Origin of the sequence: Terribacillus aidingensis, assembly GCF_900215625.1 — a bacterium.
Classification (GTDB): domain Bacteria; phylum Bacillota; class Bacilli; order Bacillales; family Amphibacillaceae; genus Terribacillus; species Terribacillus aidingensis.
The window spans coordinates 793,571-807,878 of the sequence record NZ_OBEK01000002.1; the positions used below are offsets into that span (position 1 = coordinate 793,571).

Annotated in this window: 16 protein-coding genes; all 16 read right to left on the reverse strand. The window is 44.4% G+C overall.

The genetic code is table 11. The annotated features are described in order from the left end of the window. Positions 1-4: 4 nt before the first annotated feature. The 16 genes from CRO17_RS09345 to hrcA all read right to left on the reverse strand — a co-directional run bounded on the left by CRO17_RS09345 (position 5) and on the right by hrcA (position 14,262). On the reverse strand, positions 5-961 hold the full coding sequence (locus CRO17_RS09345; RefSeq protein WP_097041509.1) for a PhoH family protein: 957 nt from the start codon (positions 959-961) through the stop codon (positions 5-7). Positions 962-963: 2 nt separating this feature from the next. Beyond that, positions 964-2,199 (reverse strand): sporulation protein YqfD, encoded by a 1,236-nt coding sequence (yqfD, locus tag CRO17_RS09350; protein ID WP_179636937.1) that lies wholly within the window; start codon positions 2,197-2,199, stop codon positions 964-966. Positions 2,200-2,222: 23 nt separating this feature from the next. Continuing rightward, entirely contained in the window at positions 2,223-2,504 is a 282-nt protein-coding gene (gene yqfC, locus CRO17_RS09355; RefSeq protein ID WP_179106540.1) for a sporulation protein YqfC, read from the reverse strand. Between the two features lie 92 nt (positions 2,505-2,596). Beyond that, on the reverse strand, positions 2,597-3,043 hold the full coding sequence (locus CRO17_RS09360; protein WP_097041513.1) for a hypothetical protein: 447 nt from the start codon (positions 3,041-3,043) through the stop codon (positions 2,597-2,599). 22 nt (positions 3,044-3,065) lie between these two features. Further along, positions 3,066-4,058: a flotillin-like protein FloA gene (floA, locus tag CRO17_RS09365; protein WP_077308584.1), complete on the reverse strand. Its 993-nt coding sequence runs from the start codon at positions 4,056-4,058 to the stop codon at positions 3,066-3,068. Continuing rightward, complete coding sequence (locus CRO17_RS09370; protein WP_097041515.1) at positions 4,055-4,756, reverse strand: NfeD family protein; 702 nt, start codon at positions 4,754-4,756, stop codon at positions 4,055-4,057. Before CRO17_RS09370 ends, floA begins: the two co-directional genes overlap by 4 nt. A 160-nt stretch (positions 4,757-4,916) precedes the next feature. Further along, positions 4,917-5,363: a GatB/YqeY domain-containing protein gene (locus CRO17_RS09375; RefSeq protein WP_097041517.1), complete on the reverse strand. Its 447-nt coding sequence runs from the start codon at positions 5,361-5,363 to the stop codon at positions 4,917-4,919. 21 nt (positions 5,364-5,384) lie between these two features. Then, positions 5,385-5,558, reverse strand: a complete 174-nt coding sequence (gene rpsU / locus CRO17_RS09380; protein WP_077308578.1) for a 30S ribosomal protein S21 — start codon at positions 5,556-5,558, stop codon at positions 5,385-5,387. Positions 5,559-5,699: 141 nt separating this feature from the next. Beyond that, the gene (deoC, locus tag CRO17_RS09385; protein WP_245864745.1) at positions 5,700-6,365 is read right to left on the reverse strand and encodes a deoxyribose-phosphate aldolase; all 666 of its coding nucleotides are present in this window, start codon (positions 6,363-6,365) and stop codon (positions 5,700-5,702) included. A gap of 25 nt (positions 6,366-6,390) precedes the next feature. Beyond that, positions 6,391-7,737 carry a tRNA (N(6)-L-threonylcarbamoyladenosine(37)-C(2))-methylthiotransferase MtaB gene (mtaB, locus tag CRO17_RS09390; protein WP_097041521.1) on the reverse strand — a complete coding sequence of 449 codons (1,347 nt, stop codon included), beginning with the start codon at positions 7,735-7,737 and terminating at the stop codon, positions 6,391-6,393. A gap of 10 nt (positions 7,738-7,747) precedes the next feature. After that, entirely contained in the window at positions 7,748-8,494 is a 747-nt protein-coding gene (locus tag CRO17_RS09395) for a 16S rRNA (uracil(1498)-N(3))-methyltransferase (RefSeq protein ID WP_097041523.1), read from the reverse strand. Positions 8,495-8,509: 15 nt separating this feature from the next. Beyond that, positions 8,510-9,448: a 50S ribosomal protein L11 methyltransferase gene (prmA, locus tag CRO17_RS09400; RefSeq protein ID WP_097041525.1), complete on the reverse strand. Its 939-nt coding sequence runs from the start codon at positions 9,446-9,448 to the stop codon at positions 8,510-8,512. A 19-nt stretch (positions 9,449-9,467) separates the two neighbouring features. Then, positions 9,468-10,592, reverse strand: a complete 1,125-nt coding sequence (gene dnaJ, locus CRO17_RS09405; protein WP_097041528.1) for a molecular chaperone DnaJ — start codon at positions 10,590-10,592, stop codon at positions 9,468-9,470. A 149-nt stretch (positions 10,593-10,741) separates the two neighbouring features. Next, positions 10,742-12,568, reverse strand: coding sequence for a molecular chaperone DnaK (gene dnaK / locus CRO17_RS09410; protein ID WP_097041530.1), 1,827 nt, complete (start codon positions 12,566-12,568; stop codon positions 10,742-10,744). 36 nt (positions 12,569-12,604) lie between these two features. Beyond that, positions 12,605-13,165: a nucleotide exchange factor GrpE gene (gene grpE, locus CRO17_RS09415; protein WP_097041532.1), complete on the reverse strand. Its 561-nt coding sequence runs from the start codon at positions 13,163-13,165 to the stop codon at positions 12,605-12,607. A gap of 68 nt (positions 13,166-13,233) precedes the next feature. Continuing rightward, positions 13,234-14,262, reverse strand: coding sequence for a heat-inducible transcriptional repressor HrcA (gene hrcA / locus CRO17_RS09420; protein ID WP_097041534.1), 1,029 nt, complete (start codon positions 14,260-14,262; stop codon positions 13,234-13,236). Positions 14,263-14,308: the final 46 nt, after the last annotated feature.

Here is a 14,308-nt window from a genome sequence, read left to right on the forward strand (position 1 = left end):
TTTTTTATTCTGATTCGTATGCGTCAATGATACGTTGTACAAGCGGGTGACGTACAACGTCTGTCTGTTTCAAGTATGTGAAAAAGACACCTTTTACATTGCTAAGCCTTGTTTCTACAGAGCGTAAACCAGAAGCTGCGCCTTTTGGCAAGTCAATCTGTGTAATATCTCCTGTAATAACCATTTTAGAACCAAAACCAAGTCGTGTCAGAAACATCTTCATCTGAGCATTTGTTGTATTCTGTGCTTCATCCAAAATGACAAATGCGTCATCCAAAGTACGTCCGCGCATATAAGCAAGCGGCGCAATCTCAATTGTACCGCGCTCGATCAGCCGTGTTGTCTGCTCCAGTCCCATTACATCATGCAGTGCATCGTACAAAGGACGGAGGTACGGATCGACTTTCTCTTTTAAGTCCCCCGGAAGGAATCCAAGGCTTTCTCCCGCTTCCACTGCTGGCCGTGTCAGGATAATTCGTTTGACAATACCTTTCTTCAAAGCATTGACGGCCATGACAACTGCCAAGTAAGTTTTACCCGTACCGGCAGGACCAATACCGAAAACCAGGTCATGCGATTTGATGCCATTCACATAGCTGCGCTGACCTAACGTTTTGACTCGAATTGATTTTCCTTTGGCATTCTTTGTTATTTCATCATCAAATAATGTTTCAAACTGATCAAGGCTGTCCTTTTTGGCCAATTCAACTGCATATACAACATCACGTTCCCCAATTGGGATACCGCGTCTAATGACAGCTGACAGGGCTTGCAGCAGCTCTTCGGTTAATCGTACATCTTCTTCTCTTCCGGTTACCCGAACTTCTTCACCGCGAGTAACGATGGATACTTGAAATTGTTCTTCAATTTGCTTAAGATGGCGGTCTTCTGTACCGAATAAAGCTAATGTTTCGTTGGTATCTTTTAATTGTAAGTTCACACGTTTCACGTCTTCGGGCATAATCAATCTCCTTGAGATAAAGGTTGAGATGTTGCAATATCTTCATTTACTTGAAAGTATAAGATTAATTTAACTTTACCATTCTCGACAGTCTCATGTAAAATTTTTTGAGAAATAATGTCAGACTCTTTGCCGATTTGCAGCTGCAGATCTTGTTTAGCCAGCTTTACCGCCTGCGCTTTGGCTTCTTCTTTCGTCCGCTTCACCTGTTTGGATACCCGCTCATATTCGGTGGTTTTCGTAACTCCTAAAGGAAGCTTCCAGCGGAGAAAACGTAAATAACGGGTAGAGGTTTGTTCCTGTGCATCTTGATAGCCGGAATCACCGAACCCCCAAAACGGTACGCGAAAGTTATCGCCAAACTGTGCAGCGTATTTCGTCTCCTGGTTGCCGCTCAGTACGGTATACGTTTCGTTAAGCGGAACAGATACAGATACATTATACCACGTACGAGCAATAACATTGCCTGTAGCAGCAACCTGTTTACGCGTGTCTTCCGGTTTTTCCGTTTCCTCTTCTTCTGTTGCAGCAGGCGGTTCCTTACCAATTAAACCGGATACTAAAACATCTCCAGGTTCCACATAATCATGGATTCCTACTTGCGGCGCCCCTTCTGAGACGAACATGTCCACAATGACACCCTTTTTCTTCGCAACAAGATGACGTGGTCCGGGTTGTTCCTTTTCTTTCACAATCGTTTTTGGCACACCTTCTAATGCATAGGTTGTCCCTTTTTCCTGCACTCCTATCCATAAAAGCTCAGGAATATCCTGTAATAACCGCTGCTGAATATCAACTGGCGCACCCAAGGTCAATTTGAATGCTCCTAAGCGTACGCCATATTCATCGAGCTGCGTCTCGATTTGATGTTCCAATTCGGGACTAACGCCTTTAATATCAATTTTCCATACGGTATTGGAAAGGAGAAAGATACTTAATATGCTTATAAAAATACCCAGCAGCAAAGGTTTTTTACGCAATATAGAAGTAAAGAGAAACGGAAACCCATGCTTCGAACGAAATTGAACTTTATAGCCTGTCCTCCTTCGTTTCATGCGAAGCTTGCTGATATCCTGTTTCCTGATTTTCGCTTCGCATGTTTGATAGTCCTTCTTGATGATATCCCAGACCAAAACCTTCTCCTGAACAAGCTGATTAAAAAACAGCTCTGGTCTGTCACCTTTTATTAGGACTGTTACATATCCGGTAAAGTAAATGTCCTGTGTGTGTTTCTTCATACGTACCTCCCCGCTCCGCATGCTTATGATTCGATGAATTTAAATTCCTTCATTTTTCCCTCAAGCAGAATTTCCTCCGGCAGCATGACCTTCAATACGAAGGACTCTCCTGTTATGAGCAGGAAACCTGTGTTAAGCCGCAGTCGGAGTTCATTATCGGAAAAGAGGATCAACCCTCTGTGATTCTCGATATAGGCGTGAAAGTGACCAATGGTCGTTATACGAGGGAGTTCCAGCACCACATCAGCAGGCATATCTAGGTGCTCTGTGAACCAGTTTCCGATCCGCTGCTGCCATTTTTTCATTCTCATCAGCTCCCCTCAGCACATTCTATGTTGCAGAGAAGCAAGAAAGAACAATCGATAAGAAGCAGATTGGAAAGCAAAAAAGCGAGCCCCTAATGGACTCGCTTCCCGAATGCTCGATGCGGTTTTTTTGCACGTGATTCTCCAAGTATTTCAGACCAGATGACCTGTTCTGCCAGCTGTCTGCTAGTTGGACGCGTTATACGAATTGGTTTGGCAACAGAACTTTTTTTGGCATGCTGCCGAGCAGGAACGGCTTTTTGTACAGACGTTACCCGTTCAATTGCATTATCAGCTGTGTGAATCAGCTCTTCTGCTGTCTGCTCTGCTTGGACTGATTCAGGTGCTTTTGTTTGTGTATGCTGCGCTGCGGGGCGCTCCTTGCTTTTGCGATGCTGTTTTTCCTGCCAGTTTTTCACTGGAGGCTGCGTCCGCCTTGGATCTTGTTTTTCTTGGTCACCTTTTTTGCCAGCTTGATTAACCAAAAATATAATCCCAGCAATTACGAGCGGAACGAGAAACTGCAGTAAGTCGGACATGTTCCCGCCACCTTTCTAAAGCTTACAGCTCGTTGTCTTCTTTGTCGCCTTGCGGTAAACCGCCGATGCTGTCTCGCATCGTCGTATCAGCATTGATGTTTTGGTAGTTCATATAATCCATTACACCCATGTTCCCGGAACGAAGTGCTTCAGCTAGGGCAAGCGGTACATCTGCCTCCGCTTCCACAACTTTTGCACGCATCTCTTGTACACGCGCCAAGTTTTCTTGCTCTTGTGCAACCGCCATTGCCCGGCGCTCTTCTGCTTTTGCTTGTGCGATATTTTTATCCGCTTCAGCTTGATCTGTCTGTAATATAGCACCAATGTTTTTGCCAATATCAATATCAGCAATATCAATAGACAGAATTTCAAAAGCTGTTCCGGAATCCAAACCGCGGTTCAATACATTATGAGAAATTTTATCTGGGTTTTCCAAGACATTCGAATGATTCTCAGAGCTACCAATTGTACTAACAATTCCTTCACCGACACGTGCAATAATAGTATCTTCGCCGGCACCACCGACTAGACGGTCGATATTCGCTCGCACAGTAATTCGAGCTTTCGCTTTTACTTCGATACCATCAATCGCAACGCCGGAAATGAAAGGTGTTTCGATTACTTTTGGATTAACACTCATTTGCACAGCTTCCAGTACATCACGGCCTGCCAAATCAATTGCCGCTGAGCGTTCAAATGGCAGTTCAATGTTCGCACGATGCGCTGCAATGAGCGCGTTGACGACACGGTCTACATTACCTCCAGCCAAGTAATGACTCTCCAGCTGATTGGTATCGACCTTCAGTCCCGCTTTATGCGCTTTAATGAGCGGGCTGATGACACGCGATGGAATAACACGTCGCAATCGCATTCCAACGAGCGTAAAGATGCTGATTTTAACGCCCGCTGCCAAAGCACTGATCCACAATGCCACTGGTACGAATGTAAACAAGATGATCAATGCAATCAAAATGACCGCAGCGATAATAATTGGTACAAGAATTTCTTGGTTCATTTGTTTTCCTCCTCATTCGCCAAGGAGCTGACGATGATTTTCGTTCCCTCTGTACGAATAACAACTATTTCTTCTCCACTGGCAATGTATCTTCCATCGGTGATTACGTCCATCTTCCTGTTTTCAATCTCCGCCACACCTGTTGGACGCAAGGGCGTAGTCGTTCTGCCGCGTTTGCCAATAAGCGAATCTAAACTGGGGATGCTATCGGGTCTTAGCGTATCTTGAAGAATCATCGGTTTGAACATGCCTTTTTCAAATCCGACAATGCGGATAACATAAACAACAGCCCCAACGGTTACAATACATGCAATGCTTACACTTATCATCATATCCGTTTTATCTGCCGCTATGCGAAATAAAACCCAAAACAGTCCGACCATACCAAGCAGTCCCATAATGCCGCCTGGTACGAATAACTCCAGGACAAGTAAGATAATAGCTGCAGTCAAAAGAAGAATATCCGTACCGGTTAAGAGCCCTCCTGCCATGTGACCATAAAGGAAAACACCAGCAGCGGCTACTCCAAGTATGCCCCCTGCACCAAAACCTGGAGTGAACAATTCAACCGCCAGTCCAGCAAATGCGATGGACAAAAGAATGGTCACGATTATTGGAGATGTGATCCACGATGCAATTGTATCGCCAAAAGAGAATGTTGCCGTTTGCAGGGTAGTAACCTTGATATAGTGCAGCATGTGAATCCTCCTGAACGACTTGTGTGTTGCAGTTGTTATGTACAGTTTACTCTTACGTCTCAAATAAGAAAAGGTTTCATTTTTGCATCAGTATTTTCAAAAAGAAAATCCCAGCCACCTTCGTGACTGGGATTTTCTCAGATATTCATATAACTATCAGTTAAGACAAGTGCTTATTCACGATTTTATTAACTAAAGAACCATCAGTTTTACCTTTTACTTTCGGCATGACAGCGCTCATTACTGAGCCCATGTCTTTCTTGGAAGTAGCTCCTACCTCCGCGATGGTTTGTTTAATAACGTCTTCAAGTTCTTCTTCCGAAAGCTGTTCCGGCATATAACCTTTTAAAACTTGAAGCTCAGCTTCTTGTTTTTGTACCAGGTCATCGCGTCCAGCTTCTTGGAATTCTTGGAGGGAATCTTTTCGTTGTTTTACCTCTCGAGATAAAACGGTAAGTTCTTCATCTTCTGACAGCGTGTCATTACCAGTACGAATTGCTTCGTTTTGCAAGCTGGCTTTCACCATCCGGATCACGCTAAGCGTTTCCTTGTCTCTTGCTTTCATCGCAGTCTTCATATCCTGGTTCAGACGTTCTGTTAATGACATATCTCTTTGCACCCTCTTTACTTACTTACGCTTTCTAGCCGCCTCAGATTTTTTCTTGCGACGAACACTAGGTTTTTCGTAGAATTCACGCTTACGGTATTCAGATAGAGTACCGCTTTTAGAAACTGTGCGCTTAAAGCGACGAAGAGCATCTTCAAGAGACTCGTTTTTGCGAACGCGAGTAGTGTTTGACATGCTAATTTCCCTCCCTCCGAAGCATACAACAATGTGCTATCTCATATGCACTGCTGCATATGTCTTTGCTCATTATAATATAATGCTAAATCCTGGTCAATAGAAAGGTGCATAATACAGCATATTTCATAAAAATTACTATTAATAGTCGCTTGCACCTGCACCGCCTGCAATGATTTGCACGCCTGCGCTAGCACCAATTCGAGTAGCACCCGCCTCAATCATCGCCAGTGTTGCTTCCCGGTCACGGACACCTCCGGAAGCTTTGACACCGATATCTGGTCCGACAGTTTTACGCATCAAGGCGATATCAGCCACTGTCGCTCCGCCGCCGGAAAAGCCAGTAGAAGTTTTAACAAAGTCTGCTCCAGCTTTTACTGCAAGCTCACAAGCTGTTACTTTTTCTTCTTCTGTCAGCAATGCTGTTTCAATGATAACCTTTGTCAGCACGCCGTCAGCTGCTTCTGTAACCGCACGGATATCAGATTCAACCGTTACCAAATCACCCGATTTTAAAGCACCAATATTAATGACCATATCAATTTCTCCAGCGCCTTTTTCAATTGCATCCTTTGTCTCCAACGCTTTTACAGCGCTAGTTGATGCACCAAGCGGGAAGCCAATAACCGTACAAACTTTTACATCTGTGCCTTGTAATTTATCTGCACAATAAGAAACCCAGTATGGATTAACACAAACAGAAGCAAACTTATGCGCGGCCGCTTCCTCTAAAATGACATCAATCTGATCTTTCGTAGCATCCGGTTTTAAGAGTGTATGATCAATATATGCTGCAATGTTTTCCAAGTGAAATAACCCCTTTATAGTCAAGTTAAATAGATACGCTTGTTTTTTCTTCTTCCATGACGCGGACGAACTGGCCTTCATTATATGGATAACCGGCTTTTGTCAGTTTTACGCGGACAATTTTACCGATCATATCTGGTGTTGCTTCAAATTTCACTTTCAAATAGTTGTCTGTATAGCCAACATATACTGTATCTGATTCGTTCTCATCATAAAGCTCTTCCGGAATAACTTCTAACACTTCATTTTCAAACTGGGAAGCATATTCCTTCGCTTGCTGATCAGAAAGCGCAATCAAACGATGCACACGCTCATTTTTGGTTTCATCATCCACTTGATCCGTCATGCGCGCAGCCGGTGTTCCGGTCCGCTTGGAGTATGGAAACACATGCAGCTCGCTATAACCAACTTCTTGGATGAAACGGTATGTCTCCATGAATTCCTCTTCCGTCTCACCTGGAAAACCAACGATAACATCACTTGTAATCGCTAAATTAGGCAGTGCTTTCTTCACTTTTTCAATCTTGCTGCGGTAATAATCTGCGGAGTATTTACGACGCATACGTGTCAGCACGGAGTCAGAACCCGACTGCAGCGGGATATGCAAATGACGGACAATCTTTTCGGACTCATCCAGCACTTGAATCACTTCATCGGTTATTTGACTCGCTTCAATAGAAGAAATACGAATACGTTTCAAACCGCGAACGTTCGCTTCTAATTCACGTAATAATTTAGCAAAATTGTAATCTTGCATATCCTCGCCGTAACCAGCCGTATGAATGCCTGTAAGAACAATCTCCTTATAGCCGGCATCTACAAGCTGCTGCGCTTGATTCATCACATCCTCGGGGTTTCGAGAGCGCAAAAGACCGCGGGACCATGGGATGATACAGAAGGTACAGAAGTTGTTACAGCCTTCCTGTATCTTCAGAGAGGCACGTGTACGATCCGTAAATGCCGGCACATCCATTTCCTCGAATACGCGGTTCTTCATAATGTTGGAAACACCATTAATTGGTTCCTTCGTCTTCTTGAACTCTTCGATGTGCGCAATCATTTTATCGCGGCCCTGTGTACCAACTACGATATCAACTCCCGGAATTTCCATGATTTCACCAGGTGATGTTTGTGCATAACAGCCAGTTACACAAATAACGCCCTCCGGGTTCTTACGTACAGCTCGGCGAATAATTTGACGGCTCTTTTTATCACCCGTATTCGTAACTGTGCAGGTGTTGATTACGTACACATCAGATTGATGGTCGAAATCAACTCTTTCATAGCCTTCTGCCTTAAATTTCTGCCAGATTCCTTCTGTTTCGTAATGATTCACTTTACAGCCTAATGTATGAAATGCCACTGTAGGCATGAAAAACACCTCATTCTTCAAAATGGTACGATAAACTAGCCAACATATACATGGGAGCAGTTTCTGTGCGTAAAATACGCGGTCCCAAACGAACAGGCAAGAAGCCTTTCTGCTGCAGCGAATCTGCCTCTGTTTCACTAAAGCCGCCCTCTGGCCCAACAACAACCAGTACGTTATCTTTAGGAGAAATTTGCTCAAATACCACACGCAGCGGGGCAGCTTTCAGTCCTTTAGCCGCTTCTTCATAAGCGAACAGTTTATGCTTGTATGTATCACTGCTCTGCAGCAATGCCTGAAAAGATACTACATCTTCTATTAAAGGTATTGTCTGACGGCTTGACTGCTCTGCAGCTTCCTTGGCAATTTTCTCAAGCCTTTGGCGCTTCTTGTCTTTCTTTTTCTCATCCCATCTTACAACGGACCTGGCTGCCTGAAAAGGCACAAAACCAGCTGCGCCAAGTTCTGTACCTTTTTGCACAATCAACTCCAGCTTATCGCCTTTTGGCAATCCCTGTGCGATTGTGACCGATATCGGCATTTCAGTATCCATGTCCAGGGGTTCTGTCACAGAAACCAAGACGCTGTCGGCAGTAAAAGCGTCTATCGTACACTTTGCCGCATGTCCGTCTGGATGGACACAGATAATTTGATCTCCTTCATTCATACGCATAACACGAATAATGTGATGAGCATCTTGTCCATCTAACGTAATTTGGTCGTCCTGCCAATTGGCAGTTTCTACGAAATAGCGCTGCATCCGCTCACCTCTGCCTTAATTCTTCCTTGCAATAATCGCAACCCAATCTTCCATTTCATTTACTTCGACAATCTCGAAACCGGCATCTAGTAATCCTTGTTTGACGTCGCCCTTCTTCTGGCTGATAATACCGCTCGTAATGAACAAGCCGCCTGGTTTAATTCGTTTGTATGCATCATCCGTAAACTTCAATATAATCTCAGCAAGGATGTTTGAAACAATAACATCTGCTTCAACAGCTACTCCTTCAAGCAAGTTATTTGCCTTCGCAGTAATTTTGTCTGCAGTATGATTAAGTTCGGCATTGATCATGGTGCTCTTCACTGCAACGTCATCCAAATCGAAAGCATGTACATGGGCGGCACCGAGTAATACAGCAGCAATACTTAAAACACCAGATCCAGAACCAACGTCAATAACTGTATCTCCCTTTTGGATATAACGTTCGATGGCCTGAACACTCAACACAGTAGTCGGGTGAGTTCCTGTTCCAAAAGCCATACCAGGATCAAGTTCCATGATTACTTCATCACTAGCCACAGGCGTATATTCTTCCCATGTGGGGATAATCGTAAATTTCTCAGATATTTTGACTGGTTTGTAGTATTTCTTCCAAGCTGTAGACCAATCTTCCTCGTCTACCTCACTTACCGTCACGTGATTTGCACCGATATCTATTTGATATTCTATCAAGTTGGTAATAGCTGCTTTGATTTCATTTACTGATTCATTCAGGAAACTATTTGTCGGCAAATACGCCTTCACATAAATACCTTCTGCAGGATAATCAGCTGGATTTAACTCATAAATTTCTCCAAACGTTGTTTCATAATCCTTTACCAAGTCTTCTGGATCTTGAATTACAACGCCGCTAGCACCTGCCTCATGCAAGATGTTGGAAATTGGTTCTATCGCTTCGTTCGTCGTATGGATACACAGTTCCGCCCATTTCACGTACACGTCACTCCTTTTATTAAGACTCACCTTTGAACGCACGTCTCATACGTGTAAAGATGCTGTCATGCTGCTCATCAGCTGCATCATTGCCGCTAATATCATTTAGTTCACGCAGGAGTTCTTTCTGACGATCTGACAAGTTGGTAGGTGTCACAACACGGATTTTGACATGCTGATCTCCTTGACCATACCCGCGGACATTTGGCGAACCTTTCCCTTTCAGTCGGAAAACGCGTCCTGTTTGCGTACCTGCAGGAACTTTCAGTTTTACTGCGCCATGCACTGTCGGTACTTCAATCTCATCACCTAGTGCAGCTTGCGCGAATGTTATCGGCATCTCACAGTAGATGTTGTCGCCTTCACGCTCAAAGAATTCATGACCGCGAACTTGAATCACGACGTATAGGTCTCCTGGAGGTCCTCCGTTGACGCCGGCTTCCCCTTTTCCAGATACACGAATTTGCTGACCATCATCAATACCTGCTGGAATTTTAATATGAATGTTATTGCGTTTGCGTACACGCCCGGATCCGCCGCATGTCTTACATTTATCCGGAATGATTTTACCCGTTCCGCTGCATGTATTACATACACGTTTGTTTACGACACGGCCAAATGGCGTGTTTTGTTCCACATTAAGCTGGCCGCTTCCGTTACAATGCGTACATGTTTTCGGCTGCGTTCCCGGTTTGGCTCCGGATCCGTGGCATGTATCACATTCTTCTTCTTTCGGAATCTCGATATCGGTCTCTTTTCCGAATATTGCTTCTTCAAACTTGAGTGTCATTGTATACTGCAAATCTGCACCCTGACGCGGTGCATTAGGGTCTTGGCGACGGCCGCCACCGCCGAAGAACATATCAAAAATATCACCGAAACCACCGAAGTCCTGCGCTCCTGCTCCGCCAAATCCTTGACTTTGCGGTCCAGCATGGCCAAATTGATCGTATTGTGCCCGCTTTTGTTCGTTCCCTAGTACTTCATACGCTTCTTTTGCCTCTTTGAACTTATCAGCAGCGTCATCTGCTTTGTTCACATCTGGGTGGTATTTGCGCGCAAGTTTACGATATGCTTTCTTAATCTCTTCCTTTGGTGCGTCCTTACCGACGCCCAGCACATCGTAGTAGTCCCGCTTACTCACTGACAATCACTCTCCCGACTCTTCTTTTTGCATAAATTTTATCATACCATTAAGCATTACAGTCAGCAAACCCGCTGAACATGTAACAAGTCAAAGCCTGCTCACGAGCGGCTTTGACTTGTAGGGTGTTACATCATTCTGCTAATTGCTTATTTCTTATCGTCGTCTTTTACTTCTTCAAAATCAGCATCGACAACATCATCGCCCGTATTTTGGCCATCTTGGTCTGCTTGCGCTTGCTGCGCTTGTGCAGCTTGCTCATACAGTTTCATGGAAAGTGCTTGAACTTGTTCAGATAGCGCATCTTTCTTCGCTTTGATCTCTTCAAGATCAGTACCTTCTAATGCTGTTTGAAGTTCTTCTTTTGCTGCTTCTGCTTTTTGTTTGTCTTCATCAGAAACATTCTCAGCAAGATCTTTCAATGTTTTATCTGTTTGGAATACAAGCTGATCTGCTTCGTTGCGAAGATCTACTTCTTCACGACGTTTTTTATCTTCTTCCGCGTTTTCTTCCGCTTCTTTTACCATTTTTTCTACTTCCTCGTCAGAAAGACCTGAAGAAGATTTAATTGTAATGGATTGTTCTTTATTTGTACCCATATCTTTCGCACGTACGTTTACGATACCATTTGAATCGATATCAAAGGATACTTCGATTTGCGGTACGCCGCGTGGTGCTGGCGGGATATCGGACAATTGGAAGCGGCCAAGCGTTTTATTGTTTGCTGCCATCTCGCGTTCCCCTTGAAGTACGTGAATATCTACAGAAGGCTGATTGTCAGCTGCAGTAGAGAAAGTTTGAGACGCGCTTGTAGGGATTGTTGTGTTTCTTTCGATCAGCTTCGTGAATACGCCGCCCATCGTTTCAATACCTAGAGAAAGTGGTGTAACGTCAAGAAGTACAACGTCTTTCACATCACCTTGCAAGACACCACCCTGGATTGCTGCACCAAGTGCAACCACTTCATCCGGGTTAACACCTTTAGAAGGCTCTTGACCAGTCTCTTTTTTGATTGCTTCTACAACTGCAGGGATACGAGTAGAACCACCTACAAGGATAACTTTGTCAATTTCGCTTGCAGAAAGTTCTGCATCACGCAATGCTTGACGAGTTGGTCCCATTGTACGTTCAACTAAATCAGCAGACAGCTCATCAAATTTCGCACGAGATAGAGAAAGTTCCAAGTGAAGCGGACCTTCTGCTCCTGCTGTGATGAACGGCAAGGAAACTTGTGTTTGTGTTACACCAGAAAGATCTTTTTTCGCTTTTTCAGCAGCATCTTTCAAACGCTGCATTGCCATCTTGTCTTTAGAAAGGTCAATGCCGTTTTCTTTTTTGAATTCTGCAACAAGGTGATCAATGATTACTTGGTCGAAATCGTCACCGCCAAGACGGTTGTCACCTGCAGTGGATACTACTTCAAACGTACCGTCACCGATGTCAAGGATGGATACATCAAACGTACCGCCGCCAAGGTCATAAACAAGAATTGTTTGATCTTCTTCTGTGTTGATACCGTAAGCAAGTGCTGCTGCAGTAGGCTCGTTGATAATACGCTCAACTTCAAGACCTGCAATTTTACCAGCATCTTTCGTAGCTTGACGCTCTGCATCGTTGAAGTATGCAGGAACAGTTACAACTGCTTTATCAACTGTATCACCAAGATAGTCTTCTGCGAATGACTTGATGTACTGCAAGATGATGGCAGAAATCTCTTGTGGAGTATAAGATTTTCCCTCGATTTCTACTTTATAATCTGTACCCATATGACGCTTAATGGACTGGATTGTGTTCGGGTTTGTGATCGCTTGACGCTTCGCTACTTCACCGATTTGTCTTTCTCCGTTTTTAAAAGCAACAACAGATGGCGTTGTACGGTTTCCTTCCGGATTCGGAATGACGCGTGCCTCGCCACCCTCCATTACAGACACACAAGAGTTTGTTGTACCTAAGTCAATACCAATGATTTTACCCATTTTGTATTTTTCCTCCTTTTAAAGCATATGTAGTGCTTATGAATTCACTTGTACCATAGCCGGTCGAATGACGCGGTCTTTTAGCTTATAGCCTTTTTGCAGTTCTTGCACAACTGTATTTGGCTCGTAATCTGCATTTTCCACCTGCATAACTGCTTGGTGCTGATGCGGATCGAAAGGCTGTCCAACTGTTTCGATAGCTTCGATTCCTTGCTTGTCGAAAGCCTCTAACAATTGACGATGTACCATGCGGATTCCATCGACAAACCCTTTGTTCGCTTCCTCATCCTGTACAGTTTGAAGAGCGCGGTCCAAGTTGTCGACAACTGGAAGCAAAGCTTCCGCTAAATCCTGTGATCTATATTTGCTGGCAGCTTCCTTTTCCTTCTGTGTACGTTTGCGGAAGTTATCATATTCCGCTTGAACGCGCAACAGACGCTCCTGGAGATCATTTTTCTCCTGTTCAATCTGTGTCAGACCTTCGCTGCCTTCAGCATTAGTTTCGGATTCTTCAGCTGTGTCTGCATCAATTACTTCTGCTTCTGCAGCTTCCTGTTCTTCGCTTTGGTTCAAATTTTCTTTTTCTTCATTTGCCATGATGGTCACCTCCTGGAAAAGCATTGCTTATATGAAAGGCCTGCTAGTGTAGCAAGCCATATTCAACTTCATTTCTGCCAGTCCTGGTACGCACTGGTCAGTTTGTTCGATAAGACGTGCATCAGCGACAGCACTCGGGAATATTCCATCCTCGTAGGCCCAAGCAGTGCAACTGTTCCCATATGCACGCCGTCCGCTGAGTAGCTGGCAGTCACAAAGCTGCAATCCTGCATAGCATCAAGTTTATTTTCTGTGCCGATTGCAACATGCAAACCATTCTGCTCGCCTCTAAGAAGATGGGCCAAACTCTCGCCTTCTTCCTCAATCATTGTATAAAGGGAGCGTATCTTATTTATATCTTGAAAATCAGGCTGCATCAAAATGTTCGCCTTGCCTCCAAAATAAAGCTTCAGCGGCTGGTCGGAATCGATGAACGAACGCAGATATGCAAAAATCGTATCAAAGTTTTCCGTATGCTGCTTCAGCAGTTCCTGTACTTCCGTTCGCAACCTGCCAGGCACCATCATGAGCGGCACGCCAGCTAAACGGTCATTCAGGATGTTCACCACTCGTTCCATCTCGCTATGGTGCATTCCATCCGGTATACGAAAAGATTTATGCTCCACATGTCCTGTATCTGTTACAAGGAGTAGGACAGCAGTAAAATCAGATAGAGTCAGAATCTGTATGTGCTTCAGCTTCGTCTCCAGCATCTCTGGTCCCAATATAATACTAGTGTAGTTGGTCAACTCAGATAAAAGTGCTGCTGATTGCTGCACAACTTCCTCCATCTCGCGCATATTAGCCGAGAATGTCTGTTTAATTGCTGACGTATCCTGCCGCGATAGATGAAACGGCGTCAGTAGATGATCCACGTAGAAGCGATATCCTTTTTCGGAAGGAACCCTTCCGGAAGAGGTATGCGTCTTCTCGATCAAGCCGAGCTGTTCCAGTTCAGCCATATCATTGCGGATCGTCGCCGCGCTGTAGGAAACTTCCTGCTTCGTTGAAATAGCGCGCGAGCCTATTGGCTGCGCTGTTTCAATAAAGTCGTCGACAATCACTTGAAGGATACGCAGCTGTCGTTCTGTCAGCATGATCATCACCTCGATTAGCACTCTTGTTTGGTGAGTGCTAAATATA

Excerpts from the sequence above, each read along its gene's own strand:
- CRO17_RS09345 (WP_097041509.1), bottom strand. The coding sequence starts at position 961 with ATGCCCGAAGACGTGAAACGTGTGAACTTACAATTAAAAGATACCAAC.
- yqfD (WP_179636937.1), bottom strand. The coding sequence starts at position 2,199 with ATGAAGAAACACACACAGGACATTTACTTTACCGGATATGTAACAGTC.
- yqfC (WP_179106540.1), bottom strand. The coding sequence starts at position 2,504 with ATGAAAAAATGGCAGCAGCGGATCGGAAACTGGTTCACAGAGCACCTA.
- CRO17_RS09360 (WP_097041513.1), bottom strand. The coding sequence starts at position 3,043 with ATGTCCGACTTACTGCAGTTTCTCGTTCCGCTCGTAATTGCTGGGATT.
- floA (WP_077308584.1), bottom strand. The coding sequence starts at position 4,058 with ATGAACCAAGAAATTCTTGTACCAATTATTATCGCTGCGGTCATTTTG.
- CRO17_RS09370 (WP_097041515.1), bottom strand. The coding sequence starts at position 4,756 with ATGCTGCACTATATCAAGGTTACTACCCTGCAAACGGCAACATTCTCT.
- CRO17_RS09375 (WP_097041517.1), bottom strand. The coding sequence starts at position 5,363 with ATGTCATTAACAGAACGTCTGAACCAGGATATGAAGACTGCGATGAAA.
- rpsU (WP_077308578.1), bottom strand. The coding sequence starts at position 5,558 with ATGTCAAACACTACTCGCGTTCGCAAAAACGAGTCTCTTGAAGATGCT.
- mtaB (WP_097041521.1), bottom strand. The coding sequence starts at position 7,737 with ATGCCTACAGTGGCATTTCATACATTAGGCTGTAAAGTGAATCATTAC.
- CRO17_RS09395 (WP_097041523.1), bottom strand. The coding sequence starts at position 8,494 with ATGCAGCGCTATTTCGTAGAAACTGCCAATTGGCAGGACGACCAAATT.
- dnaK (WP_097041530.1), bottom strand. The coding sequence starts at position 12,568 with ATGGGTAAAATCATTGGTATTGACTTAGGTACAACAAACTCTTGTGTG.
- grpE (WP_097041532.1), bottom strand. The coding sequence starts at position 13,165 with ATGGCAAATGAAGAAAAAGAAAATTTGAACCAAAGCGAAGAACAGGAA.
- hrcA (WP_097041534.1), bottom strand. The coding sequence starts at position 14,262 with ATGCTGACAGAACGACAGCTGCGTATCCTTCAAGTGATTGTCGACGAC.